The organism is Xanthobacter sp. 126, assembly GCF_000526175.1.
Lineage (GTDB): Bacteria > Pseudomonadota > Alphaproteobacteria > Rhizobiales > Xanthobacteraceae > Xanthobacter > Xanthobacter aminoxidans.
Genome location: NZ_JAFO01000001.1, coordinates 5,426,406 through 5,451,084, shown reverse-complemented (window position 1 = coordinate 5,451,084; position 24,679 = coordinate 5,426,406). Strand labels below are relative to the sequence as shown.

At 67.6% G+C, this 24,679-nt stretch carries 26 protein-coding genes; 15 read left to right on the top strand and 11 right to left on the bottom strand.

The window, feature by feature from the left end:
- Positions 1-269: 269 nt before the first annotated feature.
- From hemE to XAN126_RS0125735, 9 genes are all read left to right on the top strand, one after another.
- Entirely contained in the window at positions 270-1,316 is a 1,047-nt protein-coding gene (hemE, locus tag XAN126_RS0125775) for a uroporphyrinogen decarboxylase (protein WP_024281429.1), read from the top strand.
- A 26-nt stretch (positions 1,317-1,342) separates the two neighbouring features.
- Positions 1,343-1,768, top strand: a complete 426-nt coding sequence (gene hemJ, locus XAN126_RS0125770) for a protoporphyrinogen oxidase HemJ (RefSeq protein WP_024281428.1) — start codon at positions 1,343-1,345, stop codon at positions 1,766-1,768.
- Positions 1,769-2,060: 292 nt separating this feature from the next.
- Entirely contained in the window at positions 2,061-3,332 is a 1,272-nt protein-coding gene (rho, locus tag XAN126_RS0125765) for a transcription termination factor Rho (protein WP_024281427.1), read from the top strand.
- Between the two features lie 268 nt (positions 3,333-3,600).
- Positions 3,601-4,161 carry a NifU family protein gene (locus tag XAN126_RS0125760; RefSeq protein ID WP_024281426.1) on the top strand — a complete coding sequence of 187 codons (561 nt, stop codon included), beginning with the start codon at positions 3,601-3,603 and terminating at the stop codon, positions 4,159-4,161.
- Between the two features lie 128 nt (positions 4,162-4,289).
- Positions 4,290-4,973 carry a tRNA (adenosine(37)-N6)-threonylcarbamoyltransferase complex dimerization subunit type 1 TsaB gene (tsaB, locus tag XAN126_RS0125755; RefSeq protein ID WP_024281425.1) on the top strand — a complete coding sequence of 228 codons (684 nt, stop codon included), beginning with the start codon at positions 4,290-4,292 and terminating at the stop codon, positions 4,971-4,973.
- Positions 4,970-5,446 carry a GNAT family N-acetyltransferase gene (locus tag XAN126_RS0125750; protein WP_024281424.1) on the top strand — a complete coding sequence of 159 codons (477 nt, stop codon included), beginning with the start codon at positions 4,970-4,972 and terminating at the stop codon, positions 5,444-5,446. The genes tsaB and XAN126_RS0125750 overlap by 4 nt, the downstream gene beginning before the upstream one ends.
- A gap of 106 nt (positions 5,447-5,552) precedes the next feature.
- Positions 5,553-5,984, top strand: a complete 432-nt coding sequence (locus tag XAN126_RS0125745; RefSeq protein WP_024281423.1) for a Fur family transcriptional regulator — start codon at positions 5,553-5,555, stop codon at positions 5,982-5,984.
- Between the two features lie 47 nt (positions 5,985-6,031).
- Positions 6,032-6,919, top strand: a complete 888-nt coding sequence (locus tag XAN126_RS0125740; RefSeq protein ID WP_245272339.1) for a lysophospholipid acyltransferase family protein — start codon at positions 6,032-6,034, stop codon at positions 6,917-6,919.
- Positions 6,916-7,782 carry an NAD-dependent epimerase/dehydratase family protein gene (locus tag XAN126_RS0125735; RefSeq protein WP_155982410.1) on the top strand — a complete coding sequence of 289 codons (867 nt, stop codon included), beginning with the start codon at positions 6,916-6,918 and terminating at the stop codon, positions 7,780-7,782. Before XAN126_RS0125740 ends, XAN126_RS0125735 begins: the two co-directional genes overlap by 4 nt.
- A gap of 9 nt (positions 7,783-7,791) precedes the next feature.
- Here XAN126_RS0125735 and XAN126_RS0125730 read toward each other — a convergent pair whose 3' ends face one another.
- From XAN126_RS0125730 to XAN126_RS0125685, 10 genes are all read right to left on the bottom strand, one after another.
- On the bottom strand, positions 7,792-8,538 hold the full coding sequence (locus XAN126_RS0125730; protein WP_024281420.1) for a tRNA (guanosine(46)-N(7))-methyltransferase TrmB: 747 nt from the start codon (positions 8,536-8,538) through the stop codon (positions 7,792-7,794).
- 90 nt (positions 8,539-8,628) lie between these two features.
- A complete protein-coding gene (gene metK, locus XAN126_RS0125725) occupies positions 8,629-9,822 on the bottom strand; it encodes a methionine adenosyltransferase (RefSeq protein WP_024281419.1) in 1,194 nt (397 codons plus the stop codon).
- A gap of 107 nt (positions 9,823-9,929) precedes the next feature.
- The gene (locus tag XAN126_RS0125720; protein ID WP_024281418.1) at positions 9,930-10,337 is read right to left on the bottom strand and encodes a helix-turn-helix transcriptional regulator; all 408 of its coding nucleotides are present in this window, start codon (positions 10,335-10,337) and stop codon (positions 9,930-9,932) included.
- 99 nt (positions 10,338-10,436) lie between these two features.
- Positions 10,437-12,011: an apolipoprotein N-acyltransferase gene (lnt, locus tag XAN126_RS0125715; RefSeq protein ID WP_051460695.1), complete on the bottom strand. Its 1,575-nt coding sequence runs from the start codon at positions 12,009-12,011 to the stop codon at positions 10,437-10,439.
- 83 nt (positions 12,012-12,094) lie between these two features.
- Positions 12,095-13,063 (bottom strand): hemolysin family protein, encoded by a 969-nt coding sequence (locus tag XAN126_RS0125710; RefSeq protein WP_024281416.1) that lies wholly within the window; start codon positions 13,061-13,063, stop codon positions 12,095-12,097.
- A 24-nt stretch (positions 13,064-13,087) separates the two neighbouring features.
- Complete coding sequence (ybeY, locus tag XAN126_RS0125705) at positions 13,088-13,609, bottom strand: rRNA maturation RNase YbeY (protein WP_024281415.1); 522 nt, start codon at positions 13,607-13,609, stop codon at positions 13,088-13,090.
- 3 nt (positions 13,610-13,612) lie between these two features.
- A complete protein-coding gene (locus XAN126_RS0125700) occupies positions 13,613-14,611 on the bottom strand; it encodes a PhoH family protein (RefSeq protein ID WP_024281414.1) in 999 nt (332 codons plus the stop codon).
- Between the two features lie 131 nt (positions 14,612-14,742).
- Positions 14,743-16,131, bottom strand: a complete 1,389-nt coding sequence (miaB, locus tag XAN126_RS0125695; protein ID WP_024281413.1) for a tRNA (N6-isopentenyl adenosine(37)-C2)-methylthiotransferase MiaB — start codon at positions 16,129-16,131, stop codon at positions 14,743-14,745.
- Positions 16,132-16,268: 137 nt separating this feature from the next.
- Complete coding sequence (queG, locus tag XAN126_RS0125690) at positions 16,269-17,417, bottom strand: tRNA epoxyqueuosine(34) reductase QueG (protein WP_029877756.1); 1,149 nt, start codon at positions 17,415-17,417, stop codon at positions 16,269-16,271.
- Entirely contained in the window at positions 17,414-18,103 is a 690-nt protein-coding gene (locus XAN126_RS0125685) for a glutathione S-transferase family protein (RefSeq protein WP_024281411.1), read from the bottom strand. The genes queG and XAN126_RS0125685 overlap by 4 nt, the downstream gene beginning before the upstream one ends.
- A 352-nt stretch (positions 18,104-18,455) precedes the next feature.
- Here XAN126_RS0125685 and XAN126_RS0125680 point away from each other — a divergent pair, with 352 nt between their 5' ends.
- Positions 18,456-19,262 (top strand): undecaprenyl-diphosphate phosphatase, encoded by an 807-nt coding sequence (locus tag XAN126_RS0125680; protein WP_024281410.1) that lies wholly within the window; start codon positions 18,456-18,458, stop codon positions 19,260-19,262.
- A gap of 7 nt (positions 19,263-19,269) precedes the next feature.
- On the opposite strand, the gene XAN126_RS0125675 is transcribed toward XAN126_RS0125680, so the two are convergent.
- Entirely contained in the window at positions 19,270-19,464 is a 195-nt protein-coding gene (locus tag XAN126_RS0125675) for a DUF1674 domain-containing protein (protein WP_024281409.1), read from the bottom strand.
- Positions 19,465-19,625: 161 nt separating this feature from the next.
- Here XAN126_RS0125675 and secB point away from each other — a divergent pair, with 161 nt between their 5' ends.
- The 5 genes from secB (at position 19,626) to pqqC (ending at position 24,679) form a co-directional block, all read left to right on the top strand.
- Positions 19,626-20,105, top strand: a complete 480-nt coding sequence (gene secB / locus XAN126_RS0125670; RefSeq protein ID WP_024281408.1) for a protein-export chaperone SecB — start codon at positions 19,626-19,628, stop codon at positions 20,103-20,105.
- A gap of 182 nt (positions 20,106-20,287) precedes the next feature.
- Positions 20,288-21,898, top strand: a complete 1,611-nt coding sequence (locus XAN126_RS0125665) for a HAMP domain-containing sensor histidine kinase (RefSeq protein WP_024281407.1) — start codon at positions 20,288-20,290, stop codon at positions 21,896-21,898.
- 84 nt (positions 21,899-21,982) lie between these two features.
- Positions 21,983-22,678, top strand: coding sequence for a response regulator transcription factor (locus XAN126_RS0125660; RefSeq protein ID WP_024281406.1), 696 nt, complete (start codon positions 21,983-21,985; stop codon positions 22,676-22,678).
- Between the two features lie 283 nt (positions 22,679-22,961).
- A complete protein-coding gene (pqqB, locus tag XAN126_RS0125655) occupies positions 22,962-23,861 on the top strand; it encodes a pyrroloquinoline quinone biosynthesis protein PqqB (protein ID WP_024281405.1) in 900 nt (299 codons plus the stop codon).
- Positions 23,858-24,679 (top strand): pyrroloquinoline-quinone synthase PqqC, encoded by an 822-nt coding sequence (gene pqqC, locus XAN126_RS0125650; RefSeq protein ID WP_024281404.1) that lies wholly within the window; start codon positions 23,858-23,860, stop codon positions 24,677-24,679. Before pqqB ends, pqqC begins: the two co-directional genes overlap by 4 nt.

Sequence of the window (24,679 nt, the reverse complement as noted above, 5' to 3'; positions counted from 1 at the left end):
CTGGATAAGTCCGAAATCCATCCACACGATCACCCCACGGGAGGGATTCCCGTCCCGCCCTGTGCGTCGATGTGGACGGGTTTCCGCAGGGGGTGCGTTAATCCTTTGTTAACCGGCCTTTCGCCGGCTTCGCATCCGCGGCAAGTCGCGTGTCGGCTATGGGTTCCGCTGTGGATCGGTTGTCGACGAGCCGGCAACTGGTTAATCAACCGTTAAGACAACAAAGACTCTCTCTTTTAAAAATATCTCTCTTTGATTGAAGGAACGGGATGGACCGCTCTCCAGCCACGCGATCGCGCTTCCTTTCGGTTCTCGACGGCACGATCCAGGACCCGCCTCCGCTCTGGATGATGCGCCAGGCCGGACGCTATCTGCCGGAGTACCGTGCCGTGCGGGCAGAGGCGGGCGACTTCCTGACCCTCTGCTACACGCCGCGCCTCGCCGCCGAGGTGACGCTCCAGCCCATCCGCCGCTACGGTTTCGATGCGGCCATCATCTTCTCGGATATCCTCGTCATCCCCCATGCGCTCGGCACGGGATTGCGTTTCGAGGCCGGCGAAGGTCCGCGCCTGACACCGGTCGCGGATCGCGCGGCGCTGTCTGCGCTGTCGGAAACGCTCGATCCGGCCAAGGTGGGGCCGGTCTATGAGGCCATCGCCGACGTGCGGGCCCAGCTTCCCACCGAGACGGCGCTGATCGGCTTCTGCGGCGCACCGTGGACCGTGGCCACCTACATGGTCGCCGGCCAGGGCACGGACGATCAGGCGCCGGCGCGCCTCCTCGCCTTGCGTGAACCGGAGCTGTTCCAGGAGCTGATCGACCGGCTGGTGGAGGCCTCCATCACCCATCTGTCCGGACAGGTGGAAGCCGGTGCCGACGCGGTGCAGATCTTCGACACCTGGGCGGGCGTGCTCGACCCGGCCTCTTTCGAGCGCTGGTGCGCCGAACCCCTGCGCCGCATCGTCGCGGGGCTCAAGGCGAAGCATCCCTATGTCCGGATCATCGCCTTTCCGAAGGGGGCGACCCTTGAGGCGCTGGAGGCGCTCGCCGACGTGGGTATCGACGGCATCGGTCTCGACTGGTCGGCTGATCGCCGTGCGGCACGCCAGCGGCTTTCCGACGACGTGGCGCTCCAGGGCAATCTCGATCCCCTGCGGCTGATCGCCGGCGGCGCCGCTCTGGAGGAGGAGGTGGAGCGCATCCGCGCCGATTTCGACGGGGTGCGCCACATCTTCAACCTCGGCCACGGCATCCGTCCGGAGACGCCGCTGGAGCATGTGGAAAAGTTCGTCGAGCTGGTGCGCCGCGCCCGCTGACCGGGACAGATAAGGCTTTTGTTTCAATGCTCTATGAGTGGATCAAGGCACTGCATATCATCGCCGTCATCGCGTGGATGGCGGGGATGCTCTATCTGCCGCGCCTCATGGTCTACCACTGCGCGGCCGAGATCGGCTCGGTGCAGTCGGAGACCTTCAAGGTCATGGAGCGCCGCCTGCTCAAGGCCATCGTCAACCCGGCGATGATCGTCACCTGGCTCGCCGGCCTGTGGCTCGTGTACGAGGGCGGCTGGTACAAGGCGGGCTGGTTTCACGCCAAGTTCGCGCTGGTGCTGGCCATGTCCGCCATGCACGGTTTCCTCGTGCGCTGGGTGCGCGAATTCGCCGAGGACAGGAACATCCGGCCGGCGCGCTTCTACCGCATCGCCAACGAGGTGCCGACGCTGCTGATGATCGGCATCGTCATTCTGGTGGTGGTCAAACCGTTTTGATCCGACCCACGCCTTTAGGGGGACTTGCGCACCCCTGAAGGCACGCCTATCTTGCGCGTGCTTTCCCAAACGCAGGCGAACGCGCTTCCTTTCGGTCCGGCATCCGCTCGTGGCGTCGTCTTGAAGACGCTGTCCTGGTGGAGCCGTCTTGGTCCGGCCGGCGCGTCAGGCGGCGAGCTGCGTGCCCCCGGCTTCCCCTGAAGACCTGCGATCCCGTCCTTCCCCCCACGAGCCGACCCCGATCCTGACCGATCGGCCCCCGGCCCCCCAATACCCATCGAGGCTTTCCCTTATGCGGGAAGTGAAACTTCAAGACCTCAAGTCCAAGACCCCCGTCGAGCTCCTCGCCTTCGCCGAGGAGAATGAGGTGGAAAACGCCAGCACGCTCCGCAAGCAGGAGCTGATGTTCGCGATCCTCAAGCAGCTGGCCGCCACCGAGACGGAGATCATCGGCGAGGGCGTCGTCGAGGTGCTGCAGGATGGATTTGCCTTCCTGCGCTCTCCTGAGGCCAATTATCTGCCCGGTCCGGACGACATCTATGTCTCCCCCTCCCAGATCCGCCGCTTCGGCCTGCGCACCGGCGACACGGTCGAGGGTCAGATCCGGAGCCCCAAGGAGGGCGAACGCTATTTCGCGCTGCTCAAGGTCAACACGATCAATTTCGAGGACCCTGAGAAGTCGCGGCACAAGATCAATTTCGACAATCTGACGCCGCTCTATCCCGACGAGCGGCTGAAGCTGGAGCACGATGAGCCGACCGGCAGCAAGAAAGACTTCTCGCCGCGCATCATCGACATCGTGGCGCCCATCGGCAAAGGCCAGCGCGGCCTGATCGTGGCGCCGCCCCGTACCGGCAAGACGGTGCTCCTGCAGAACATCGCCAAGTCCATCACCGCCAACCATCCGGAATGCTTCCTGATCGTGCTGCTCATCGATGAGCGGCCCGAGGAAGTGACCGACATGCAGCGCTCGGTGAAGGGCGAGGTGGTCTCCTCCACCTTCGACGAACCGGCCGTGCGCCACGTGCAGGTGGCCGAGATGGTCATCGAGAAGGCCAAGCGCCTGGTCGAGCATGGCCGCGATGTGGTGATCCTCCTGGATTCCATCACCCGCCTCGGCCGCGCCTACAACACCGTGGTGCCGTCCTCCGGCAAAGTACTGACCGGCGGCGTGGACGCCAACGCCCTCCAGCGGCCCAAGCGCTTCTTCGGCGCGGCGCGCAACATCGAGGAAGGCGGCTCCCTCACCATCATCGCGACCGCCCTCATCGAGACCGGCTCGCGCATGGACGAGGTGATCTTCGAAGAGTTCAAGGGCACCGGCAATTCGGAAGTCATCCTGGATCGCAAGGTGTCCGACAAGCGCGTGTTCCCGGCTATCGACATCACCCGGTCCGGCACCCGCAAGGAAGAGCTGCTGGTTCCCGCCGACACGCTCAAGAAGATGTATGTCCTGCGTCGCATCCTGAATCCGATGGGCACCGTGGACGCCATCGAGTTCCTGCTCGACAAGCTGCGGCAGACGAAGACCAACCAGGACTTCTTCGACTCCATGAATACCTGAGCAGAATAGCTGAGCGCTCGTCCGCGAGCGTTCAGCTCCCTTGGCCCGGCCGGGCCAAGCCCCGGCCGGGTTCTCCCGGGAACGAATGGCCAACCGAGTCTGGCGCGTGATTCGCGCGCCTTTCGTTCCGCCCCTGTTCGGCGAAGCTGGAGCGGGGCGTGTCAATTCGGGACGATCCCGGATAGCTCCCTTCCCGTTTCGCGGCGTCCTCCCTATCTTGAGAGAAACCGGCGGGTTTTCCCCGCACCGTTTCTTTTGAGGATTGGCCATGTTCATCCAGACGGAAACCACGCCGAACCCGGCGACCCTGAAGTTCCTGCCCGGCCGTTCGGTGCTGGGGGAGGGCGTTCTCGATCTGCGCTCGGCCGAGGATGCCGATCTCTCCCCGCTCGCCCAACGCCTGTTCGACGTGCGCGGCGTGTCGGCGGTGATGCTCGGCTCGGACTTCGTGACCGTGACCAAGGCCGACAGCGAGTGGCCGCAGATCAAACCGGCCATTCTCGGCGCCATCATGGAGCACTTCATGTCCGGCGCCCCGGTTCTGTCCGAGGGCGTGAAGCCGGATGTCAGCGACGGCGATGAGTTCTTCGATGCGAAGGACGGCGAGATCGTCGCCACCATCAAGGAGCTGCTGGAGACGCGCGTGCGTCCGGCGGTCGCCAATGACGGCGGCGACATCACCTTCCGCGGCTTCGAGAATGGTGTGGTGTTCCTCAACATGAAGGGCTCCTGCTCGGGCTGCCCCTCCTCGACGGCCACGCTCAAGAACGGCATCGAGAACCTGTTGAAGCATTTCGTGCCGGAAGTGGCGGAAGTCCGGGCGGTCTGACGACGCGGACCCGGTTTGACGGTATTCGGGAACGGTCTCATTAACCTTTCCCGAAAGTGAGCGTGCCGGGTCGCTTCCCCCCGCCACGGTTTCGGTTGATCGTGGCGGCGATCGGGGTGCCCGCGTTCATGTATGTCCTCGCCATAGACACGGCGCTTGCCGCCTGCTCCGCCGCGGTGCTCGACACCGAGACGGACAGCATCGTCTCGGGCGATTCGCTGCTCATGGAGCGGGGCCATGCGGAGACGCTGATCCCCCTGGTGGAGCAGGTGATGAGCTCCGCCGGCATCGATTTTGAGCATCTCGCCCGCATTGCCGTCACGGTGGGACCCGGCAGCTTCACCGGGCTTCGGGTGGGCCTGTCCGCCGCCCGCGGCTTCGGCCTCACCTCTAATCGGCCGGTTGTGGGCGTGACGACGCTGGCGGCCCTCGCCGCACCCTATCTTGCCCATGACGATGCCGTCCCGGTGGTGTCCGCCATCGATGCCCGCCACGGCCATGTGTTCCTCCAGATGTTCGGTGTCGGCGGACGGACGTTGATCGCCCCGCGCATCACCAGCGTGCGGGAGGCGGCGCGCTCCGTGGCCATCGGTGCGGTGCGGATCGTGGGCTCCGGAGCCAATCTCGTGGCCGATGCCTGGCCGCCGTCTGAAAAATTGCCGGAGCTGGTCGACGATACGCCGGCCCCCGACGTGGCATGGGTTGCCCGTCTCGGTTCCGTCGCCGATCCCGAAGCGGCCGAGCCGCGCCCGCTCTACCTGCGGCCCCCCGATGCCAAGCCGCAGGACAAGGCCCGCATCGCCCGCCGATGAAACGCCTGCTCGACCGTCTGTTCCCGCCCCGCCCGCCACTGCTGCGGGCCGCGACGGCGGCGGATATCCCCCATCTTGCCGCCATCCACGCCCGCGCCTTCGCGCGCGGCTGGGACGCTGACGAGTTCGAGCGGCTGCTTGCCGACCGCGCCGTGCGCGCCCATGTGGCGACGCTTGGGCCCCGCAAGCCGCCGATGGGCTTTATCCTGTCCCACTGCGTGACGCCCGAATCGGAAATCCTGACCGTCGCCGTCGTCACCGACCGCCGCCGCCGGGGCGTTGGCCGGGCTCTGGTCTCCTTCCACCTGGCCCGCCTCGCCGCGGAAGGCGTCTCGACCTCCTTCCTGGAGGTGGAGGAAGGCAATGCCGCCGCCCGCACGCTTTATGCGCGCCTTGGCTATGGCGAGGTGGGCCGGCGCAGGGGCTATTATGCGGGCGGTGCCGATGCGCTGCTGCTGCGCCGCGACTTTTGAGCTTCGGCAAGTGAGCCTTGGCAAGCCTTTGTCCGCCCCCTTGCGGCGCGGAAGCGGCGGCGCGATAAGGCAGAGGAATGTCCCTGGGTCGTCGCGGAGGTCCCGCTTGAGCGGAAAGATCAGCCTCATTGAGGAAGCCTGCCTCGCCAAGGGCATGCGGATGACCGAGCAGCGCCGGGTCATCGCCCGCGTGCTGTCCGGCGCGCAGGATCATCCCGACGTGGAAGAGCTGCACCGCCGCGCCGTGGCCATCGACGACAACATCTCCATCTCCACGGTCTATCGCACCGTGAAGATGCTGGAGGACGCTGGCATCATCGAGCGGCACGATTTCGGCGACGGCCGGGCCCGCTACGAGCAGATGCCCGACGAGCACCATGACCACCTGATCGATCTCAGGTCCGGTCAGGTCATCGAATTCCGCTCCGAGCAGATCGAGGCGCTGCAGGAGCAGATCGCTCGCGAACTCGGCTTCAAGCTCCGTGGCCACCGCCTCGAGCTTTATGCGGTGCCGCTCGACGAGGACGAGAAGCAGTGACGCCTCCCGGCGGGCGACCATCGGCGCCCGCTTCCAGCGACGGTCATTTGTTGCCGCCCCTCGGGCCGGAGCAGCCCGCCCTTTCGCGCCTGATGGACCGCCTGCGGCTTGCCGGCGTGCTCAGCGTGGTCGGGGCGGTGACGCTGGTCGGCATTCCCCTTCAGTGGATCTCGTTGAAGCTCGGTCTCGATGCCCGCCGCCACATTCCACGGCTCTATCATCGCATCCTGCTGCGGCTCATCGGCGTGCGGGTCCATGTCCGCGGCACGCCGGCTGCGGACCGCCCCCTGCTGATCCTCGCCAATCACGCCTCCTGGCTCGACATCCCCGTGGTCGGCTCGCTCACGCCCCTGTTCTTCGTGGCCAAGAGCGAGGTGTCCGGCTGGCCGCTCATCGGCCTTCTCGCCAAGTTCCAGCGCACCGTCTTCGTCGATCGCCAGCGCCGCCATGCCACCGGCGCGGTGAACCGGGAGATTGCCGATCGTCTCGCTGATGGCGACCCCGTGGTGCTGTTCGCCGAGGGCACGTCGAGCGACGGCAACCGCGTGCTGCCGTTCCGCACCGCTTTGGTGGGCGCCGCGCGCGAGGCCTTCGCCGCCGGGGCGGAGGTGGCGGTGCAGCCCCTCGCCGTGTCCTATGTCCGGCTTCAGGGCCTGCCCATGGGCCGTAGCCATCGGCCCGTGGCTGCCTGGTTCGGCGATATGGAGCTGGCCCCGCATCTGATGGACGTGCTGCGCCATGGCGCCATCGACGTGGAAGTCACCTTCGGCGCGCCGGTGCGGCTCGATGCCGCTCATGACCGCAAAAGCGTGACGCGCGAGAGCGAGGCGACGGTGCGCCGGCTGTGCTCCAGCGCCCTCGCCGGCCGAGCGGCAGATGCTGACGCGTCGGGCCCCTTGCCGGACGCCCGCACCTCCGGCATCAACCGGTCATGATCTCGCTCGCCGCCATCGGCTTCGGCTATTGCGCCCGGCACCTGTTGGCCGAGGACCGCGCGGCGTTTGGCCGCGTCATCGGCACAGCACGGGATACAGCGCGCCTCTCCGCCTTTCCGCCCGACGTGGAGGCTTTCGCCTTCGATGGCAGGACGCTTGGGGATGGTCTCGCGGCGGCTCTGGCCGATGTCCAGATTCTGCTGGCGTCCGCTCCACCGGACGATCGGGGCGACCCCATCCTGTGTTGCGCCGCGGAAACCCTGGCCGCCGGCCGCCTGCGGCAGGTGGTCTATCTCACCACGCTCGGGGTCTACGGGAACCATGACGGGGCCTGGGTGGACGAGGCGACCCCGCCGCGCGCGGGCAGCGCGCGCCTCGAACGGCGGCTGAAAGCGGAAGCGGACTGGCAGGCCTTCGGCCGCACGCACGGCGCCCGCGTGGCGGTGCTGCGCCTTGCCGGCATCTACGGTCCCGGGCGCAACGCGCTGGTTCAGCTGCGCGCGGGCGAGGCCCGGCGCATCGACAAGCCGGGGCAGGTGTTCAACCGCATCCATGTGGACGATATCGTCTGCACCATCCGGGCGGCGATTGCGCACCGTTACGACGGCATCATCAACGTCACAGATGACCTGCCCGCCCCGCCCGGTGATCCCATTGCCTATGCTGCGGAGCTGCTGGGGACGGACCCACCGCCGGCGATTCCCTTCGATGAGGCGGCGCGGGAGATGAGCCCCATGGCCCTCTCCTTCTGGTCCGGCAACAAGCGCGTCGGCAATGCCCGGCTCAAGGAAGAGCTGGGGGTGACGCTGCGCTATCCCACCTACCGCGAGGGGCTATCCGCGCTCTACGCGGCGGGCGCGTGAGCACGGATTCTAGCGCCGCACGAAGGTGAGGTAGGTGGGCACGCGGCCCTGCGTGATGGCCTTGGCCTCGTAGCGCGTGCCCGGCCAGAACGGATAGGGCTTGCGCCAGTCGTCGGCCCGCTGCGCCGTCCATGTGAAGGCGCTATGCGCCCGTACGTGGGCGAGGGTCCAGCCCACATAATGCGGCACGTCGGACGCGAAGCGGAACACGCCGCCGGGGCGGATGACACGGGCCAGCCTGTCGAGATTGTCGGGACGCACGAAGCGCCGCTTCCAATGCCGCTTCTTCGGCCACGGGTCAGGATAGAAGAGATCGACGCCATCGAGGCTCGCCGTGGGCAGCCGGTCGAGCAGCAGCGCCGCGTCGAGGTCGAAGACCCGCACGTTGGCGAGACTGCGGGCGTCGAGATCCACCAGCGTCCGCGCAAGGCCGTTGAGGAAGGGCTCGGCCCCGATGAAGCCCATGTCGGGCCGTCGGACCGCGTGGTCGATCAGATGCTCGCCGCAGCCGCAGCCGATTTCCAGCCAATATCCCTGCCTCGGTTCGGGAAAAAGGCTGGCGGGAACGGACGCCGCGTCGAGATCGACCTTGAAGCGCGGCAGCAGATGCGTGAGGGCGTCCTGCTGCAACCCACGCAGCGTCTTGCCGATGCGCCGGCCATAGAAGGCGCCACGCGCCTCAAAGTCCGTGGCGGCGGCGGGGAGGGGCGCGGACTGGCTTGGGGGTTCGCTCGGCTGCTGGCTCATGGGGGTCATGCTGAAAAAGGCACCGGCCGGACTGCAGGGCAATCCGGCCGGTGGGTCAACACAGATGGGTCAAGATGCGACGGTGGCAGCCCTGAGGGCTCAGGCCACCGCAGCCTTGAGCGCGTCCACGAGATCGGTCTTCTCCCAGGAGAAGCCGCCGTCCGCTTCCGGCGCGCGGCCGAAATGGCCATAGGCAGAGGTGCGGGCATAGATGGGCTTGGTGAGGCCGAGATGCTCGCGGATGCCGCGGGGGCGCAGGTTCATCACCTCGCGCAGCACCTTTTCAAGCTTCGCCTCGTCCACCTTTCCGGTGCCGTGCAGGTCCACATAGACCGCCAGCGGATCGGACACGCCGATGGCGTAGGCGAGCTGGATGGTGGCGCGGTCGGCGAGATCGGCGGCGACCACGTTCTTCGCGAGGTAGCGCGCGGCATAGGCGGCCGAGCGGTCCACCTTGGTCGGGTCCTTGCCGGAGAAGGCGCCGCCGCCGTGGGGGGCCGCGCCGCCGTAGGTGTCCACGATGATCTTGCGGCCGGTGAGGCCGCAGTCGCCATCGGGGCCGCCGATGACGAACTTGCCGGTGGGGTTGACGTGCCAGACGGTGGCGTCGGTCACCCAGCCGTCCGGCAGGGTCTTCTTGATGTAGGGCTCGACGATGGACTTCACGTCATGGGACGTGAGGTGCTCATCCAGGTGCTGAGTCGACAGTACGATCTGGGTGACGCCGACCGGCTTGCCGTTCTCGTACTGGACGGTGACCTGGCTCTTGGCATCGGGGCCGAGGGCGTGGGTCTCGCCGGAGTGGCGGGCTTCCGCCAGCACCTTCAGGATCTTGTGGGCATAATAGATGGGAGCGGGCATCAGCTCCGGGGTCTCACGCACGGCATAGCCGAACATGATGCCCTGGTCGCCGGCGCCCTCGTCCTTGTTGCCGGCGATATCCACGCCCTGCGCGATGTCCGCCGACTGGGCGTGCAGCAGCACGTCGATGTCGGCCGTCTCCCAGTGGAAGCCGGCCTGCTCGTAGCCGATGTCCTTGATGGCAAGGCGCGCGACGTGGGACAGGAGGTCGCGGGTGATCGAGGACGGACCACGGGTCTCGCCGGCGATCACCACCTTGTTGGTGGTGGCGAGCGTCTCGCACGCGACGCGAACCTGGCTCGGGTCCCAGCCTTCGGCTTCCGCGGCGCGGAAGAAGGTGTCGACCACCTCGTCGGAAATCCGGTCACAGACCTTGTCCGGATGACCTTCGGAAACAGATTCGCTCGTGAAAAGATACGATTGACGCGCCATATGACGGCCCCTTTTACGCCCGCGCCACGCTGCGGCCGCCCTTTCTGGCAACGCAGCGGCGGGCGGTCAAGGTCGTCAGTGCGAAAACGTTCGCCAAAACGAACGCTTCACGCCTCGGTTTCACCGGCGATGGCGATCACCAGATCGACGATGCGGCGGCGCACGCGGGCGTCGGAAATCCGCATGAAGTTCCGGGTGAGCGTCAGTCCGTCGGACGTGGCGAGGAAGTCGGAGACGTAGGCCGGGGACTGCTCCTCGGAGAAACCTTCGCCCTCGGGTCCAACGGTGGGGGCACCTTCGAAGAAGAAGGCGACGGGAACACCAAGGGTGGTCGAAATCTGCTGAAGCCGGCTTGCGCCGATGCGATTCGTACCCTTCTCGTACTTCTGAATCTGCTGAAAGGTGATGCCCAGATGCTCGCCCAGCTTCTCCTGGCTCATTCCCACCATCATCCGCCTCATGCGGACACGCGAGCCAACGTGCTTATCAATAGGGTTCGGCGCCTTCTTGACCATGGTCTCTCCGGCTATGTCGGAAAAGATTACTCAATACTTCGCTGCGCGAAGGCTGCCCTGATTGCCGGCGAACATAGGCATACAATCGGAACGCGTCGATCAACCTCTGCGTGTATTGCAACCGCAAAGCGGTACGGAAGCTAGCGCCAGAGCAGCAGCCAGAAGCCCGGGGATCAATATACGGTCAAGCTTGGCTGCAACGGAAACCGTTTGCAGCGGCTTTGGCAGGGGACCATCCACCAGACCCTCCTGCCCGAGGTCACGAGATGCGACAATACGTCCCATTGGATCAACGATTGCAGAAATCCCCGTGTTCGCCGCGCGGACCAGCGGAAGCCCTTCCTCTACTGCGCGCATGCGGGCCTGCGCGAAATGCTGGTAGGGACCGGGGGTCAGGCCAAACCACGCGTCATTCGTGAGATTGAGCAACCAGGCCGGGCGTGGACCCTGGGGAACTACCTTTCCAGGAAAGATAATTTCGTAACATACAAGCGGAGAGGCGAGCGGCAGTCCGGGGATCTGGAGCGCGCGGAGTTCCGCGCCGGAAGAGAATCCACCTCGCACACGCGTAAGTTGTTCGAGACCAAGGGCCTCGAGCTCCGCCTGGAACGGCAGATACTCTCCGAATGGCACCAGATGAACCTTGTCGGTGTTGGTCAGCACCCGCCCGCGATGGTCCATCACCCTGATCGAGTTGAAGAACGGCGACCGTTGGCCCGGCGGAGGGAAATCGTAGCGGACGGCGCCCGTCACCAGCGTCACGTTGAGCGGCAGGGCCGCAGCAATGGCCTCGGCCGCCCAGGGTTCGCGCTCATAGATGAAGGGAAAGGAGGATTCCGGCCAGATCAGCACCGTGACGTCAGCGAGCCCGCCCGAATAGGTCTCGCTCTTCCGTGCACTCAGCGCGAGATAGTCTTTCAGGATCTGCTCGCGCCGGTCATAGGCGAACTTCTTGTCCTGCGAGAGGTTCGGTTGCATCACCCGGAGCGCCACGCCGGGCACGGTCTCGAGCGGCGTCACGGACAGCCGGTAGCCACCCCACAGCGCCGTCCCCGCGATGACCAGCGCCGCCGCGCCGCCGGCGACAAGACCCCGGCGGCCGGGGTTCAGGAGCAGGACCGGCGTGGACAGCAGGAGCACGCAGAAGAAGGTGAGGCCCCAAACGCCGACCACGGACGCCGCCTGCATCAGCAGCAGATCGTCGGAGACCGCATAGCCGTAGGTGTTCCAGGGAAAGCCGGTGAGCACATGGCCGCGCAGCCATTCCGCCAGCGTCAGGCCGAAGGTGAGCGCGAACAGCCTGAGGCCGCCCTTCGACCACAGGAGCCGCGCCACCACCGTTCCGAACGCCGTGAACAGCGCCAGCCCCGCCGGCATGGAGACCACCGCGAACGGCAGCAGCCAGCCGAACACGTCCGCCTCCACCAGGAAGGCCGCGCCGATCCACCAGAGGGAGGCGAGGAAATAGCCGAAGCCGAACCACCAGCCGACCCCCGCGGCCGCCACGAGACGGGTCCTGAGATCGCCACGGCAGCCGTCGAGGAGCAGCACGAGGACCGGAAAGCTGAGCGCCAGCACCGGCCACAGATCGAATGGCGGCATGGCGAGGGCGCCGACCGCCCCCGCCGTCCAGGCGACGAAGCGCCGGCGCCAGCCGGTGAGGAAGCGCAGCATCAGGATGCGCCCGCGCCACGACAGGCCTGTCGTGGGCACGGCGCGGCGGGGGGCGACCTTGGAGGGAAAAGTCACGCGGAAGGTCAGGCGTCGGACGCGGCGTGCCCGGCGGCGGAGCCGTCGAGATCCCGGGGCGGGATGATGCGAAGCTTTTTCAGCCTGCGGGGATCGGCATCCACCACGTCCACGTCGAAGCCGCCCGGCAGGGAAATCACCTCGCCGGCCTTGGGCACACGGGAGGCGATGCGCACCACGAGGCCGCCGACGCTGTCCACCTCCTCCATCGCCTCTTCCGAAGCGAACCCGGTGCCGAGCACCTCTACCGCGGCCTCCAGCGGCGTGCGGGCATCGGCGAGATAGCTGCCGTCGGGCTGGCGCGTGAGCAGCGTCTCGGCCGCCTCGTCGTGTTCGTCCTCGATCTCGCCGACGATCTCCTCCACCACGTCCTCGATGGAGACGAGGCCGTCGGTGCCGCCATATTCGTCGATGACGAGGGCGAGGTGGGTGCGCGCCGCCTGCATGGAGACCAGCAGGTCCACTGCCGGCATGGAGGGCGGCACATAGAGGATGCGGCGGATGAGGCCGGCGGTCTCCAGTGTCGCGTCGAGATTGACCTTGCCAAGGTCGATCTTGCCCGATTCCGAGGCGAGGTCGCCGGCGAGGAAGGCGATGAGGTCGCGGATGTGGACCATGCCGACGGGGTCATCCAGCGTGTCGTCGTAGACGACGAGCCGGGAATGACCGACGGTCACGAACAGCTTCAGCAGCTCGCCCAGCGGCGCGTCCTTACGCACGGCGACGATCTCGGCGCGGGGCACCATGATGTCGCCGATGCCCACCTCCCGCAGGTGCAGGATGTTGCGCAGCATCTTGCGCTCGGATGGGGTGAACTCCCCCTCCTCCTCGGGTGTCTCCGCCGCCGCGAGCACCTCCACGAGGTCGGTGCGCAGGGAGCCGTGCGGGCGGAACGTGCCGAGGAGGGCACGCAATCGATCGAGAAAACTTTGCGGCTCCGAAGAGCTGGTCTCGGTCGGCTGGTCGATGTTGGACATGGTCGTTATCAAGCCGCCTTCACGTCAGTCCTGGGGCAGGCCATAGGGATCGGCGATCCCAAGGCCCGCGAGGATGTCGCGCTCAAGCGCCTCCATTTCCTCTGCTTCGTTGTCTTCGAGATGGTCGTAGCCCATGAGGTGCAACGTTCCGTGCACCACCAGATGGGCGAGATGGTCGGCCGGCGCCTTGTCCTCCGCCTCGGCCTCGCGGCTGAGCGTTTCCAGCGCGACGATGATGTCGCCGAGGGGCTGGGGGGCGTCCACGTCGTCCGGCAGGTCCGGCTGGGGGAAGGACAGGACGTTGGTCGCCTTGTCCATGTCCCGCCAGTCGCGGTTGAGCACGCGGATGCGCGCGTCGTCGGTGAGGGTGATGGCCACCTCGCACGACTCCGGTACGTCCTCGGCGCAGGCGGCCAGCGCGGCCCGGCAGGCCCGGATGGCCACGGCCTCGGCGTCCGCGATGAGGGACCAGCCTTCGGCTTCCACGGCGACGTCGATGTCCGCGTCGATCTCGGGAGCCTGCGGAAGCGGGGCGGGCGCGGCCATGGCTCAGCTCCCCGCCTTGCCGGCGAGGCGGGCGGAGGCGGCCTCGATCTTGGCCGCGTCGAGCTTTTCGTAGGCCGAGACGATGCGCTGCACCAGTTCGTGGCGCACCACGTCCTCAGCCTTGAAATGGCAGATGCCGACGCCCTCGACGCCCTCCAGCAGCCGCACCGCCTCGGCGAGACCGGAGATCTGCCCGCCGGGCAGGTCGGTCTGGCTCGGGTCGCCGGTGACGATCATGTGGGAGTTCTCGCCGAGGCGCGTGAGGAACATCTTCATCTGCATGGACGTCGCGTTCTGCGCCTCGTCCAGGATCACCGCGGCGTTGGAAAGCGTGCGCCCGCGCATGAAGGCGAGCGGGGCGATCTCGATCTCGCCGGACTGCAGGGCCCGCTCCACGAAGGGGCGGTCCATCAGGTCGTAGAGCGCGTCGTAGATGGGCCGCAGATAGGGATCGACCTTCTCCTTCATGTCGCCGGGCAGGAAGCCGAGGCGTTCGCCGGCCTCGACGGCGGGCCGGGAGAGGATGATCTTGTCCACCATCCGCCGCTCCAGCAGATGGACGGCGTAGGCCACGGCGATCCAGGTCTTGCCGGTGCCGGCGGGGCCGTTGCCGAACACGAGCGTGTGCCGCTTCAGCGCGCGGATATAGGCATCCTGCGCGGCGGTGCGGGCGCGCACCGGGCGGCGGCGCAGATGGATCTCGTCGAACGACTGGCGCTGCTCGGCCGGGTCGAAATCGAACAGGGAGCCCTGCGAGGTGACTTCGCGGATGGCGCCGTCCACATCGCCCTGGCTGATGTCGCGGCCCTTGCGCAGCGCTTCGTACAGGTGCTCCAGCACGGCGCGGGCCTGCTCGCAGGCATCGCGTTCGCCTCCCAGCGTCACGTGATTGCCGCGCGAATCCGCCTTCACCCCCAGCTTGCGCTCGATGAGGGCGAGGTTGCGGCCGTAATGGCCGAACAGCTGGGTGGCGAGCCGGTTGTCGTCGAAGGCCAGCACCACATGGGCCGCCGGAGGCTCGTCCGGATCGGCCCACGGAGCCGTGACCGCCGCACGGGCGGGGCCGGGGGAAGCCTGCGGCGCTGCGGCCGCCAGGGGACGATCACGGTTGTCGCTGCCGGATCTGCGCAAGCTCAGGCCTCCATGGCCGCAAGCGGCCGGGACAAAGCGGGGGAAAGGGGCGTCTCGGCCGGAACGCCGGCAAGGCTGTTCGGGCCGACATCGGTGATGGTGACGGTGAGAAGCTCGCCGATGCCGGCGGGCGGATCATTCACCACCACGCTTTGCAGGTAGGGCGACCGACCGATGAGCTGGCCCGGCTGCCGGCCGGGCTTCTCCAGCAGGATATCGAAGGTGCGGCCACGACAGGCGGCGTCGAAGGCCGTCTTGGACGCTTCGAGCAGGCGATGCAGCTCCGCGAGGCGCTCGGCCATCACCTCCTCCGGCACCTGTCCCTCGTGCTCGGCGGCGGGGGTACCGGGGCGCGCGCTGTACTTGAAGGAATAGGCACTGGCGAAGCCGACCTCGCGCACCAGATCGAGCGTGTCCTCGAAGTCGCGGTCCGTCTCGCCGGGGAAGCCGACGATGAAGTCGGAGGAGAGGGCGAGGTCCGGCCGCGCAGTGCGCATCTTCTCGATGAGCGAGAGGAACAGCTCGCGGCCGTGCTTGCGGTTCATGGCCGCGAGGATGCGGTCGGAGCCGGACTGCACCGGCAGGTGCAGATAGGGCATCAGCTGCGGCAGGTCGCGGTGGGCGGCGATGAGGTCGTCGCCCATGTCGCGCGGATGGGAGGTGGTGTAGCGCAGGCGAGCCAGCCCCTCCATCTCAGCGAGCCGCTCCATCAGCCGGGCGAGGCTCCAGACCTTTCCGTCCGGCCCCTCGCCGTGGAAGGCGTTGACGTTCTGGCCGATGAGGGTGATCTCGCGCACGCCCTGATCTAGGAGGCGGGCGGCCTCATCGAGGATCTTCGTGACCGGGCGGGAGACTTCGGCGCCGCGGGTGTAGGGCACCACGCAGAAGGTGCAGAACTTGTCGCAGCCCTCCTGGACCGTCACGAACGCCGCCGGACCGCGCGAGCGCGTGGCGGCGCGGGTGGGCGCGGGCAGGTGATCGAACTTGTCGTCTGCGGGAAATTCGGTGTCCACCACCCGCTTGCCGGTCTTCGCCTCGGCGAGCAGCTCGGGCAGGCGGTGGTAGCTCTGGGGGCCGACCACCACGTCCACCACCGGCGCGCGGCGCATGATCTCGGCGCCCTCGGCCTGGGCGACGCAGCCGGCGACGGCGATCATGGTGTCGGAGCCGGCTTCCTGCTTCTGCTTCCTCAGGCGCCCGAGTTCAGAATACACCTTCTCGGCGGCCTTCTCGCGGATATGGCAGGTGTTGAGGATCACAAGGTCGGCCTCGGCCGAGTCCTGCGTCTCCACATATCCCTCGCGTGCCAGCGTGTCCGCCATACGATGGGAATCGTAGACGTTCATCTGGCAGCCGAAGGACTTCACATAAAGCTTGCGGGGCTCGTGCATGTCGCCTGTTCTGTCGCCGTCGATCTTCGCGTGTGGGCGCGACGCGATCGTGACGCCAGCTCTTGTCGCCCCCTTGATGGTTCCGTGAGGTTTTGATCCTACCGGCAAACCCGGCGGATGGAAATGGGCGGCGGGTCTCAGTCGGCTGATGCGGCTGCCCTCCACTCGGCGAGGACCGCGGGATCGGTCTCCACAGGTACCCGTTGGGCGGCTTGCCGCGTGACCGCTGCGGCATCCGAAAGCTGCCCCAACGCCCACACCGCAGCACCTCTGACCAGAGCGGATTCATCCTCCAGCCGCGCCTCCACCTGCGGCAGCAGGTCGGCATCCCCCGAATTGCCGATGGCGATCAGCACGTTGCGCACGAAGCGGTCGCGCCCCACGCGCTTGATCGGGCTTTTTGGGAAGCGGGCGCGGAAGGCGGCGTCGTCCAGCGCCACCAGTTCCGCCAGCGGCGGGGCGTCGTTCTCCGCGCGGGCGGCGAGCTTCGCTTCCTGACCCATCTGGGCGAACTTGTTCCAGGGGCAGGCGGCGAGGCAGTCGTCGCAGCCATAGATGCGGTTGCCCATGAGCGGACGCAGCTCGGCCGGGATCGGCCCCTTGTGCTCGATGGTGAGGTAGGAGATGCAGCGCCGTGCATCGATGACGTAGGGCGCGGGAAACGCTGCGGTCGGGCAGGCATCGAGGCAGGCGCGGCAGGAGCCGCAATGGTCTTTCTCCGGCGCGTCCGGCCCAAGCTCCAATGTTGTCGCGATGGCGCCGAGGAACAGCCAGGAGCCGAACTCCCGCGAGACCAGATTGGTGTGCCGCCCCTGCCAGCCGAGCCCGGCTGCGGCGGCGAGCGGCTTCTCCATGAGCGGCGCGGTATCCACGAACACCTTCACGTCGGCGGTGACACCGTGCTGTCCAGCCTCTGCCAGCAGCGCGCGGGCGACGCGCTTGAGCTTCGGCTTGATGATGTCGTGATAGTCCTCGGCCCGCGCATAGACCGAGATGGCGCCGGCGCTCTTCTGCGCCAGCACTTCGCGGGGGTCTTCCGAAGGGCCGTAATTGAGGCCGAGCAGGATGACGCTGCGCATGTCCGGCCACAGCGTCAGGGCATCGGCGCGGCGGTCCAGCGTCTCCGCTATCCAGCCCATGTCGCCGTATGCGCCATCGGCGACCCACGCGCGGAGCCGTTCTCCGGCGGACACACCAGCCTCGGGCCGGGCGATGCCGACGGCATCGAACCCTTCCTCACGGGCGAGGCGGCGGACGATCTCCTCCAGCTCGCCCGCGTCGGTCAGAAATCGAGGTCCGCGTAGGTCTTGGAGGGGGGCATTCCCGGGATGCTCTCGGTGAGCAGGGCGCGGAAGGTCGGGCGCGACTTGATCCGCGCGTACCAGTCCCTCGCGTGCTCGTCCTCGTCCCACGGTACATCGCCCAGATAATCGGCCACCGAGAGATGCGCGGCGGCGGCAAGGTCGGCCTGGCTCAGCTTCTCGCCGGCGAGCCATTTGCGCGCCTTGGCCAGCCAGCCGATGTATTTCAGATGATAGCGCAGATTGGCGCGTGCCATCCGCAGCGAGGTGGCATCCGGCGAACCGCCGCCCTGCTCGCGCGTCATGTAGCGCTTGTGGATGCGCTCGCGCACCAGCGGCTCGGTCGATTCGACATACATCTTCTCGTTGAACCACTGGGTCAGCCGGCGCACCTCCACGCGGCCGGCCGGATCCTCCGGAAGAAGCCGGTGGGTGCCGAGGGCGAGGCCCCTGGTCTCATCGAGATATTCGGCGATGATGAAGGCGCCCGGCACCGAAGCTGCCATCTCCTCCACGATCACCGGCGTCTCCCCCGACGGATTGAGCGCGAGGAATCCCGGCCGTCGCTCCCACACGCGCTCCTCCACCAGCTCCGGCTCCAGGCCGTACTCGGCGAGCAGCAGGCGGACGAATCGGGAATGTGGGCAGAAGGGATGATGATGCAGGTACATGGGCCGATTTCGCCGGGGGTCGAAGGGAGGGGGCGAGGCACCCGGCGTGTCCTATGATTAGAAGCCGAACCTTTCCGATTGGTTCCTCCCTGCTCCAGCGCGGGCCGACGCCCTGTCGCTGTCGCATTTCGCATTTCGATCATGGTGAGCGGATCGTTAACGACGCGGTGAAGGCAGCAATCCCTTGCCCTGAGGTTATTTGCCGGGCTGTTGCGACGCGGCCACAGCTTGGCCTGAAAAGCGCCGGCGGCCTCGGCCCTCCCCTTCCGTTGCGGCGCACCACGTTGCACCCGCGAAGGCAAGCGGAGAGGATGGCGCCCGTCTCGTTCCCGCCTCCCGGATTTTCTCACCCATGACTCTCGGCGACATGCTCGAAGCGCTCGTTCTCGGCCTGCTGGAAGGGCTGACGGAATTCATCCCCGTCTCTTCCACCGCCCACATCCTGCTGGCCGGGCATTTCCTCGGCTTCGAGAGCAATGGCCACACTTTCGAGGTGCTGATCCAGCTCGGCGCGGTGCTTGCCATCCTCACCGTTTATTTCCAGCGCTTCCTGCGCGTCGCCCAGCAGCTGCCCACAAATCCGGGGGCGCGGCGCTTCGTCATCGGCGTCCTCATCGCCTTTCTGCCGGCGGCCGTGATCGGGGCGGCGGCGCACGGCTTCATCAAGAGCGTGCTGTTCGAGACGCCGGTGCTGATCTGCGGCACGCTGATCTTCGGCGGCATCATCCTCCTGTTCATCGACAAGGTGGTGCCGGCGCCGCGCTACAACAACGCCATGGGCCTGCCCTGGCACATCGCGCTCATCATCGGCTTCTTCCAGTGCCTGGCCATGATCCCGGGCATGTCGCGCTCCGGCTCGACCATCGTCGGCGCCATGCTGATGGGGGTGGACAAGCGGGCGGCGGCGGAATTCTCGTTCTTCCTCGCCTTGCCCACCATGTTCGGCGCGTTCGCCTACGACCTCTACAAGAACCGCGGCAACCTCTCGATGGACGATGGCCTGCTCATCGTCATCGGCTTCGTTGCGGCATTCTGCGCGGCGGTGGTGGTGGTGAAGTCGCTGCTCGATTTCGTGTCGAAGCACGGCTATGCGCCATTCGGCTGGTGGCGCATAGCCGTGGGCATCGCCGGCCTCATCGGCCTCGCGTTGGTCGGCTGAGGCAGCCTCAGAAGTCGGTGGCGATGCCGCCGACTTCCCAGTCGCCGTAACGCACCGGCTCCGGGCCGTCCCGGCCGTTGATCTCCTTCGGCCGGTCCTTCTGCGCGGCGTCGATGGCCGCACGACGGGCCTCGGCCTCCGCCAGCGCGCGCTTGGCCGCCTCGCTCAGGGGCTTGCGCGGCTCCGTCTTGTCCTCGTCCATGGTCCCGTCTCCAAACGCGGCGCGAGGCATCCTTCCGGTTGAGGATCGGCCTACCTCACCCGTTCGCAACCTTGCACCCACCGCGGAAAGCATGCTAGCAGCGCCGCGCTTTCCGGTCGTGCCCGCGGGGCCGACCCAACACCCCACGGATGGAGATGCGCATGGCCTCGCAGAATGGCGGCCCCAACCCGAATGCGGCGCCGTCGCTGAATGTGCTCGCGCAATATATCAAGGATTTCTCCTTCGAGAATCCCAATGCGCCGCGCTCCCTCGCCGCTCCTCCGAGCCAGCCCGACGTCAACATCCAGATCCACGTCAACGCCAAGCCGGGCGGCAATGGCGAGTTTGAGGTCGAGCTGAAGATCGACGGCGGCGCCAGCATTGAAGGCAACACCCTGTTCGCCTTCGAGCTGGTCTATGCCGGCGTGTTCCGCATCCTCAACATTCCGGAGCAGAGCCTGCAGCCGGTGGTGCTCATCGAGTGCCCGCGCCTGCTCTTCCCGTTCGCCCGCCAGATCATCGCCGACGCGGTGCGCAACGGCGGCTTCCCGCCCCTGATGATCGATCCGGTCGACTTCGCCGCGCTCTACCAGCAGCGTCTGCAGGCGGAAGCCGAGCGTCTCCAGGCCGGTCAGGCCTGAGCCTCGCCCTGACCTGATCTTCGACAGAGCCCGCCGCCGCAGCGCCAGACGCCTGCGGCGGCGGGCTTTTTCGTGCGGTCCTTTTCCTTTTGCCCGCGCCCGTCATTGTGGCAGGCTCCGCCGCGCCGGAGCAGCGCCAGTGGTGGCGCCGCGGGGGCGCGGGAGGCATTCCGGGCGCGGCGATGCGATCCATCCGTTTCAAGCTGGCCGCGCTGGCGGGCGCCACAGCGATTCTCGCGGTGCTTGCGGGCTTCAGCGTGCTCATCGCCCTGCGCGCCGTGGACGGGGCGCTGGAGGCGGCGGTGTCGGCCCAGCAGCGGCTCGATGTGCTGACCGAGATTTCCGCCCGCCTTTCCGAGTACGGCCTGGCCGCCATTGCCGCCACCGAAAGCCCCACCGCGGGCGCCGGCCGGCTTGAGGATGCGCGTTCGCGCGTTTCGGCCCTGCTCGAGGCCTCGACCGTGAAGGCGGTCCAGGCGGCGCCCGACGCGTCGAGCGGCCTCAGGCCGCAGGAACGCCTGCTGGCCCGTCTCAGGGCCGATTTCATCTCCCTCGACCGGCAGATCACCGCCGCGACCCGTGATCCGGATACCGTGCGCCGGGGCGACCGGGTGCGCGGTTCCCTCAACGCCTTCGCCGCCTCGGCCGGGCCGACGCTCTCCCTGCTGGTGGAAAGCGAGCGTCGCGGCGTCACGGCTGCTCGGGAGGAGGCGGTGGCGCTGGCGGATCGGCTGCGGATCGGCGCGGTGGCCATTGCGCTGGCGGTGTTTGCCGCCGCGCTGGTGCTGTATCGGGCGCTGGCCCAGCCGCTGCTCGGCCGGCTGAAGGAGATCGACCGCGCGGCCGCCGCCATCGGCCGCGGCGATCTCTCCGCCCGCCTCGCCATCGGCCAGCGGGACGAGTTGGGCGTGCTGATGGCCCGCTTCAACCGCATGGCCGCCCTCCTGGCGCGCCGCGAGCGAAAGGTGGCGCAGGACCGGGCGGGACTGGAGAAGACGGTGGCGGACCGCACCGCGGACCTCACCGAGGCAAACGCCCGTCTTGGCGCCATCGATGCGTCCCGGCGCCGCTTCTTCACCGATGTGAGCCATGAATTGCGCACGCCGCTCACCGTCATCATCGGCGAATGCGACGTGACCCAGCGGGCGCCTGCCATCCCGGAGTCGGTGAGCCGCGCGGTGCTCACCACCATCCGCAAGCGCGCCGGCATGCTCCACCGCCGGGTGGAGGATCTGCTGCGGGTCGCCCGTTCCGAGAGCGGCGAGATCGAGCTGGTGTTCCAGGACACCCCCCTTGCGCCCCTTCTGGCCGATGCCGTGGCGGGGCTGGAGCCGGTGGCGCGGCGACAGGGCGTCGCGCTGGTGCTTCACGCGCCGGAGCCGGGCCTTGTCGTGCATGCGGATCGCGAATGGCTCCGGCAGGTGGTGGAAGGCCTGATCGACAACGCCCTGCGTCACGGTCGCCCCCTCACCCGCGTCACCGTTTCGGTCGGGCACCGGGCGGATGCGGAGGGGCATGCGGTCGACATCATCAGCATTACGGACGATGGATGCGGCATTCCGCCCGAGGCCCGTGCCCGGTTGTTCGAACGTTTCGCACGCGGCGGCCGGCTCGGCGATGCCTCGGGCTTCGGCCTGGGGCTCGCCCTCGCCGATTGGGTGGTGACGCGGCACGGCGGACGTATCACACTGGAGGACGGCGAGGCGGGAGGCACCCGGGTGGTGATCGCATTGCCGCAGGCCGCAGCGGCCGGGGCGGGCGAACCCGCGGCAGAGACCGGCCCCGCGATCTGACCGGCAGCCAAACGTCGGCATTTCCGACAGGCCCTGCGGGCCGCGCCGCGGTCCGGGACAGCCCGAACGGGCACAGGAGGAACCATGAACATCCTGGTGGTGGAAGACGACAGCGACATCGGCGCCATGCTGAGCCGCGGCCTCTCCGCCGAGGGGTTCGACGTGACCGTCGTGGGACGGGCCGACGAGGCCCTCGAGACGGCGCGCCAGTACAATCCCTGCGCCGTGGTGCTCGACATGATGCTGCCGGACGGCTCCGGCATCGACGTGTGCCGGGCGCTGCGCGGCGCCGGCCATTCCGGCCCCATCCTGTTCCTCAGCGCCAAGGACGAGGTGCACGATCGCGCGGAAGGCCTCGGCGCGGGGGCGGACGACTACATCGTCAAGCCGTTCGTCTTCGGCGAGCTGGTGGCGCGGCTGCGCACCCATCTCCTGCATCGCCTCGGCGAAAGCCATTCCGACCGCGTCATGGCGGGGCGGCTGGTGCTCGACCCCTCCACCCGCACCGCCAAGTTCGGCGAGGTGCATGTGCGGCTCACCGAGCGCGAGGCCGATCTCCTGGCCCTGCTCATGGCCAGCCCGAATCGTCCCATCGCCCGGGGCGAGATCTTCGACCGGCTCTGGGCCAGCCAGGGCGGCGCCTCGCTCAACGTGGTGGACGTCTATGTGGGCTACCTGCGCACCAAGCTCGCGCCGGTGGGCCGGGCCGGCGGCCCCCAGGTGGCGACCGTGCGGGGGCGCGGCTTCATGCTCGACCTCTCCGCACCGTCAGCTCATTGATGAGCTCTAGAAGTATTGCAATGCAGCAAAAGATTTCACTTGCGGGAACCGATTCGGCTGCCAATATTTGACTCCGTTGTAGCGAAAAACCTCGTTACTTCAATTTCTTATGATCTTCTTATGAAGGTTGTGAGAGAACTCAGGAGGAAAGCATCATGCGCTGGAACAAGCCTCAGGTTTGCGAAGTCTGCGTCGGCATGGAAGTCACCGCTTACCTGCCGGCCGATTTCTGATCGACGGAGGTCGGGAGCCGCGAACGATTGGCAGGAGCGTCCGTCGCGTCATGCAGGTGATCGTTCTCGGTTCAGCGGCCGGCGGCGGCGTTCCCCAGTGGAACTGCCGCTGTCCGGTGTGCCAACTGGCTTGGAAGGGTGATCCACGGGTCACGCCCCGAACCCAGTCGAGCATCGCCGTCTCGGAGGACGGCGCCTCGTGGGTGCTCCTCAACGCTTCGCCCGATCTTCGGGCCCAGATCGCCGCGACCCGGGCACTTCAGCCCCGGGTGGATGGCCGCGACAGCCCCATTCGCGCCGTCGTCCTCACCAATGGTGACGTGGACCACATAGCCGGTTTGCTGACGCTGCGGGAGCAGCAGGCGTTCGAGGTGTACGGCACGGCCGACACGCTCGCGCTGATCGAACAGAATCAGGTCTTCGACGTGGTTTCCAAGGCGCTGGTGCGCCGGGAGCCGGTTTCGTTCGAAGTCCCGTTCTCGCCGGTTCCGGGGCTGACCATGGAATTCTTCACCGTGCCCGGCAAGGTGCCGCTCTGGCGCGAGGATGCCTCCCTCGTCATCGGCGAGGAATCAGGCTCGACGGTGGGCGTGACGATTACCTCGGCCGGCAGCCGCCTCGTCTACGTGCCCGGCTGCGCCGCCGTGACGGACGCGCTGCGTCACCGCATCTCCGGCGCCGACCTGCTGTTCTTCGACGGCACGCTCTATCGCGACGACGAGATGATCGCGGCCGGGATCGGCACCAAGACGGGCGCCCGCATGGGGCACCTGTCCATGTCCGGCGCGGACGGCACGGTGGCGCTTCTCGCCGACCTGCCGGTGGCGCGTCGGGTGTTCATCCATATCAACAACACCAATCCCGCGCTGATCGATGGCTCTGACGAGCACCGCGCCGTGGAAGCGGCTGGCTGGACGGTCGCCCGGGACGGAATGGAGTTCTCCCTATGAGCGCGCAAGCCGCCGTCCGGGTGCTGGCCGAGGCCGCCGATCTTCCCACCGATTTCCCCGCCCTGCCCTCGCCGCAGGAGCCCCTGTCGCCGGAGGGGTTGGAGGCGGCGCTGCGCGCGGTGGGCGCGACGCGCTATCACAACCTCCACCCCTTCCATAAGCTGCTGCATTCCGGCCGGCTGAACCGGGATCAGGTGCGCGCCTGGGCGCTCAACCGCTACTGCTACCAGTCCGCCATCCCCCGCAAGGATGCGGCGCTGATGGCCCGCTGCGACGACCGCGAGCTGCGCCGGGAGTGGCTGCACCGCATCACCGACCATGACGGCTTCGGCGAGGATTCGGGCGGCATCGAGCGCTGGCTGGTGCTCACCGACGGCCTCGGCCTCGACCGGGCCTACGTGGTCTCCAAGGAAGGGGCCCTGCCCGCCACCAAGTTCGCGGTGGAGGCCTATGTGCGCTTCGTCGCCGAGAACACGCTGCTGGAGGCGGTGGCTTCTTCCCTCACCGAGCTGTTCGCGCCGGGCATCCATGCCGAGCGCATCTCGGGCATGCTGGAGCACTATGACTTCATCAACGAGAAGGTCGTCGCCTATTTCCGTCGCCGCCTCGACCAGGCGCCGAAGGATGCCGACTTCGCCCTCGAATATGTGAAGCAGCACGCCCGCACGGCCGCCGAGCAGCGCGCCGTTATCCGCGCCCTCACCTTCAAGACCGAGGTGCTGTGGGCGCAGCTCGACGCGCTCTATCTCGCCTATGTGGCGCCGGGCTGGCCCGCGCCGGGTGCCTGGCGACCGGGCGTCGCCATCGTCGGGGAATGA

Excerpts from the sequence above, each read along its gene's own strand:
- rho (WP_024281427.1), top strand. The coding sequence starts at position 2,061 with ATGCGGGAAGTGAAACTTCAAGACCTCAAGTCCAAGACCCCCGTCGAG.
- XAN126_RS0125660 (WP_024281406.1), top strand. The coding sequence starts at position 21,983 with ATGAACATCCTGGTGGTGGAAGACGACAGCGACATCGGCGCCATGCTG.
- XAN126_RS0125675 (WP_024281409.1), bottom strand. The coding sequence starts at position 19,464 with ATGGACGAGGACAAGACGGAGCCGCGCAAGCCCCTGAGCGAGGCGGCC.
- XAN126_RS0125730 (WP_024281420.1), bottom strand. The coding sequence starts at position 8,538 with ATGACCCCCATGAGCCAGCAGCCGAGCGAACCCCCAAGCCAGTCCGCG.
- XAN126_RS0125735 (WP_155982410.1), top strand. The coding sequence starts at position 6,916 with ATGATCTCGCTCGCCGCCATCGGCTTCGGCTATTGCGCCCGGCACCTG.
- XAN126_RS0125750 (WP_024281424.1), top strand. The coding sequence starts at position 4,970 with ATGAAACGCCTGCTCGACCGTCTGTTCCCGCCCCGCCCGCCACTGCTG.
- tsaB (WP_024281425.1), top strand. The coding sequence starts at position 4,290 with ATGTATGTCCTCGCCATAGACACGGCGCTTGCCGCCTGCTCCGCCGCG.
- miaB (WP_024281413.1), bottom strand. The coding sequence starts at position 16,131 with ATGCACGAGCCCCGCAAGCTTTATGTGAAGTCCTTCGGCTGCCAGATG.
- metK (WP_024281419.1), bottom strand. The coding sequence starts at position 9,822 with ATGGCGCGTCAATCGTATCTTTTCACGAGCGAATCTGTTTCCGAAGGT.
- lnt (WP_051460695.1), bottom strand. The coding sequence starts at position 12,011 with ATGCTGCGCTTCCTCACCGGCTGGCGCCGGCGCTTCGTCGCCTGGACG.
- secB (WP_024281408.1), top strand. The coding sequence starts at position 19,626 with ATGGCCTCGCAGAATGGCGGCCCCAACCCGAATGCGGCGCCGTCGCTG.
- hemJ (WP_024281428.1), top strand. The coding sequence starts at position 1,343 with ATGCTCTATGAGTGGATCAAGGCACTGCATATCATCGCCGTCATCGCG.
- XAN126_RS0125685 (WP_024281411.1), bottom strand. The coding sequence starts at position 18,103 with ATGTACCTGCATCATCATCCCTTCTGCCCACATTCCCGATTCGTCCGC.
- XAN126_RS0125720 (WP_024281418.1), bottom strand. The coding sequence starts at position 10,337 with ATGGTCAAGAAGGCGCCGAACCCTATTGATAAGCACGTTGGCTCGCGT.
- ybeY (WP_024281415.1), bottom strand. The coding sequence starts at position 13,609 with ATGGCCGCGCCCGCCCCGCTTCCGCAGGCTCCCGAGATCGACGCGGAC.
- XAN126_RS0125760 (WP_024281426.1), top strand. The coding sequence starts at position 3,601 with ATGTTCATCCAGACGGAAACCACGCCGAACCCGGCGACCCTGAAGTTC.
- XAN126_RS0125710 (WP_024281416.1), bottom strand. The coding sequence starts at position 13,063 with ATGTCCAACATCGACCAGCCGACCGAGACCAGCTCTTCGGAGCCGCAA.
- XAN126_RS0125665 (WP_024281407.1), top strand. The coding sequence starts at position 20,288 with ATGCGATCCATCCGTTTCAAGCTGGCCGCGCTGGCGGGCGCCACAGCG.
- pqqB (WP_024281405.1), top strand. The coding sequence starts at position 22,962 with ATGCAGGTGATCGTTCTCGGTTCAGCGGCCGGCGGCGGCGTTCCCCAG.
- XAN126_RS0125680 (WP_024281410.1), top strand. The coding sequence starts at position 18,456 with ATGACTCTCGGCGACATGCTCGAAGCGCTCGTTCTCGGCCTGCTGGAA.
- hemE (WP_024281429.1), top strand. The coding sequence starts at position 270 with ATGGACCGCTCTCCAGCCACGCGATCGCGCTTCCTTTCGGTTCTCGAC.
- pqqC (WP_024281404.1), top strand. The coding sequence starts at position 23,858 with ATGAGCGCGCAAGCCGCCGTCCGGGTGCTGGCCGAGGCCGCCGATCTT.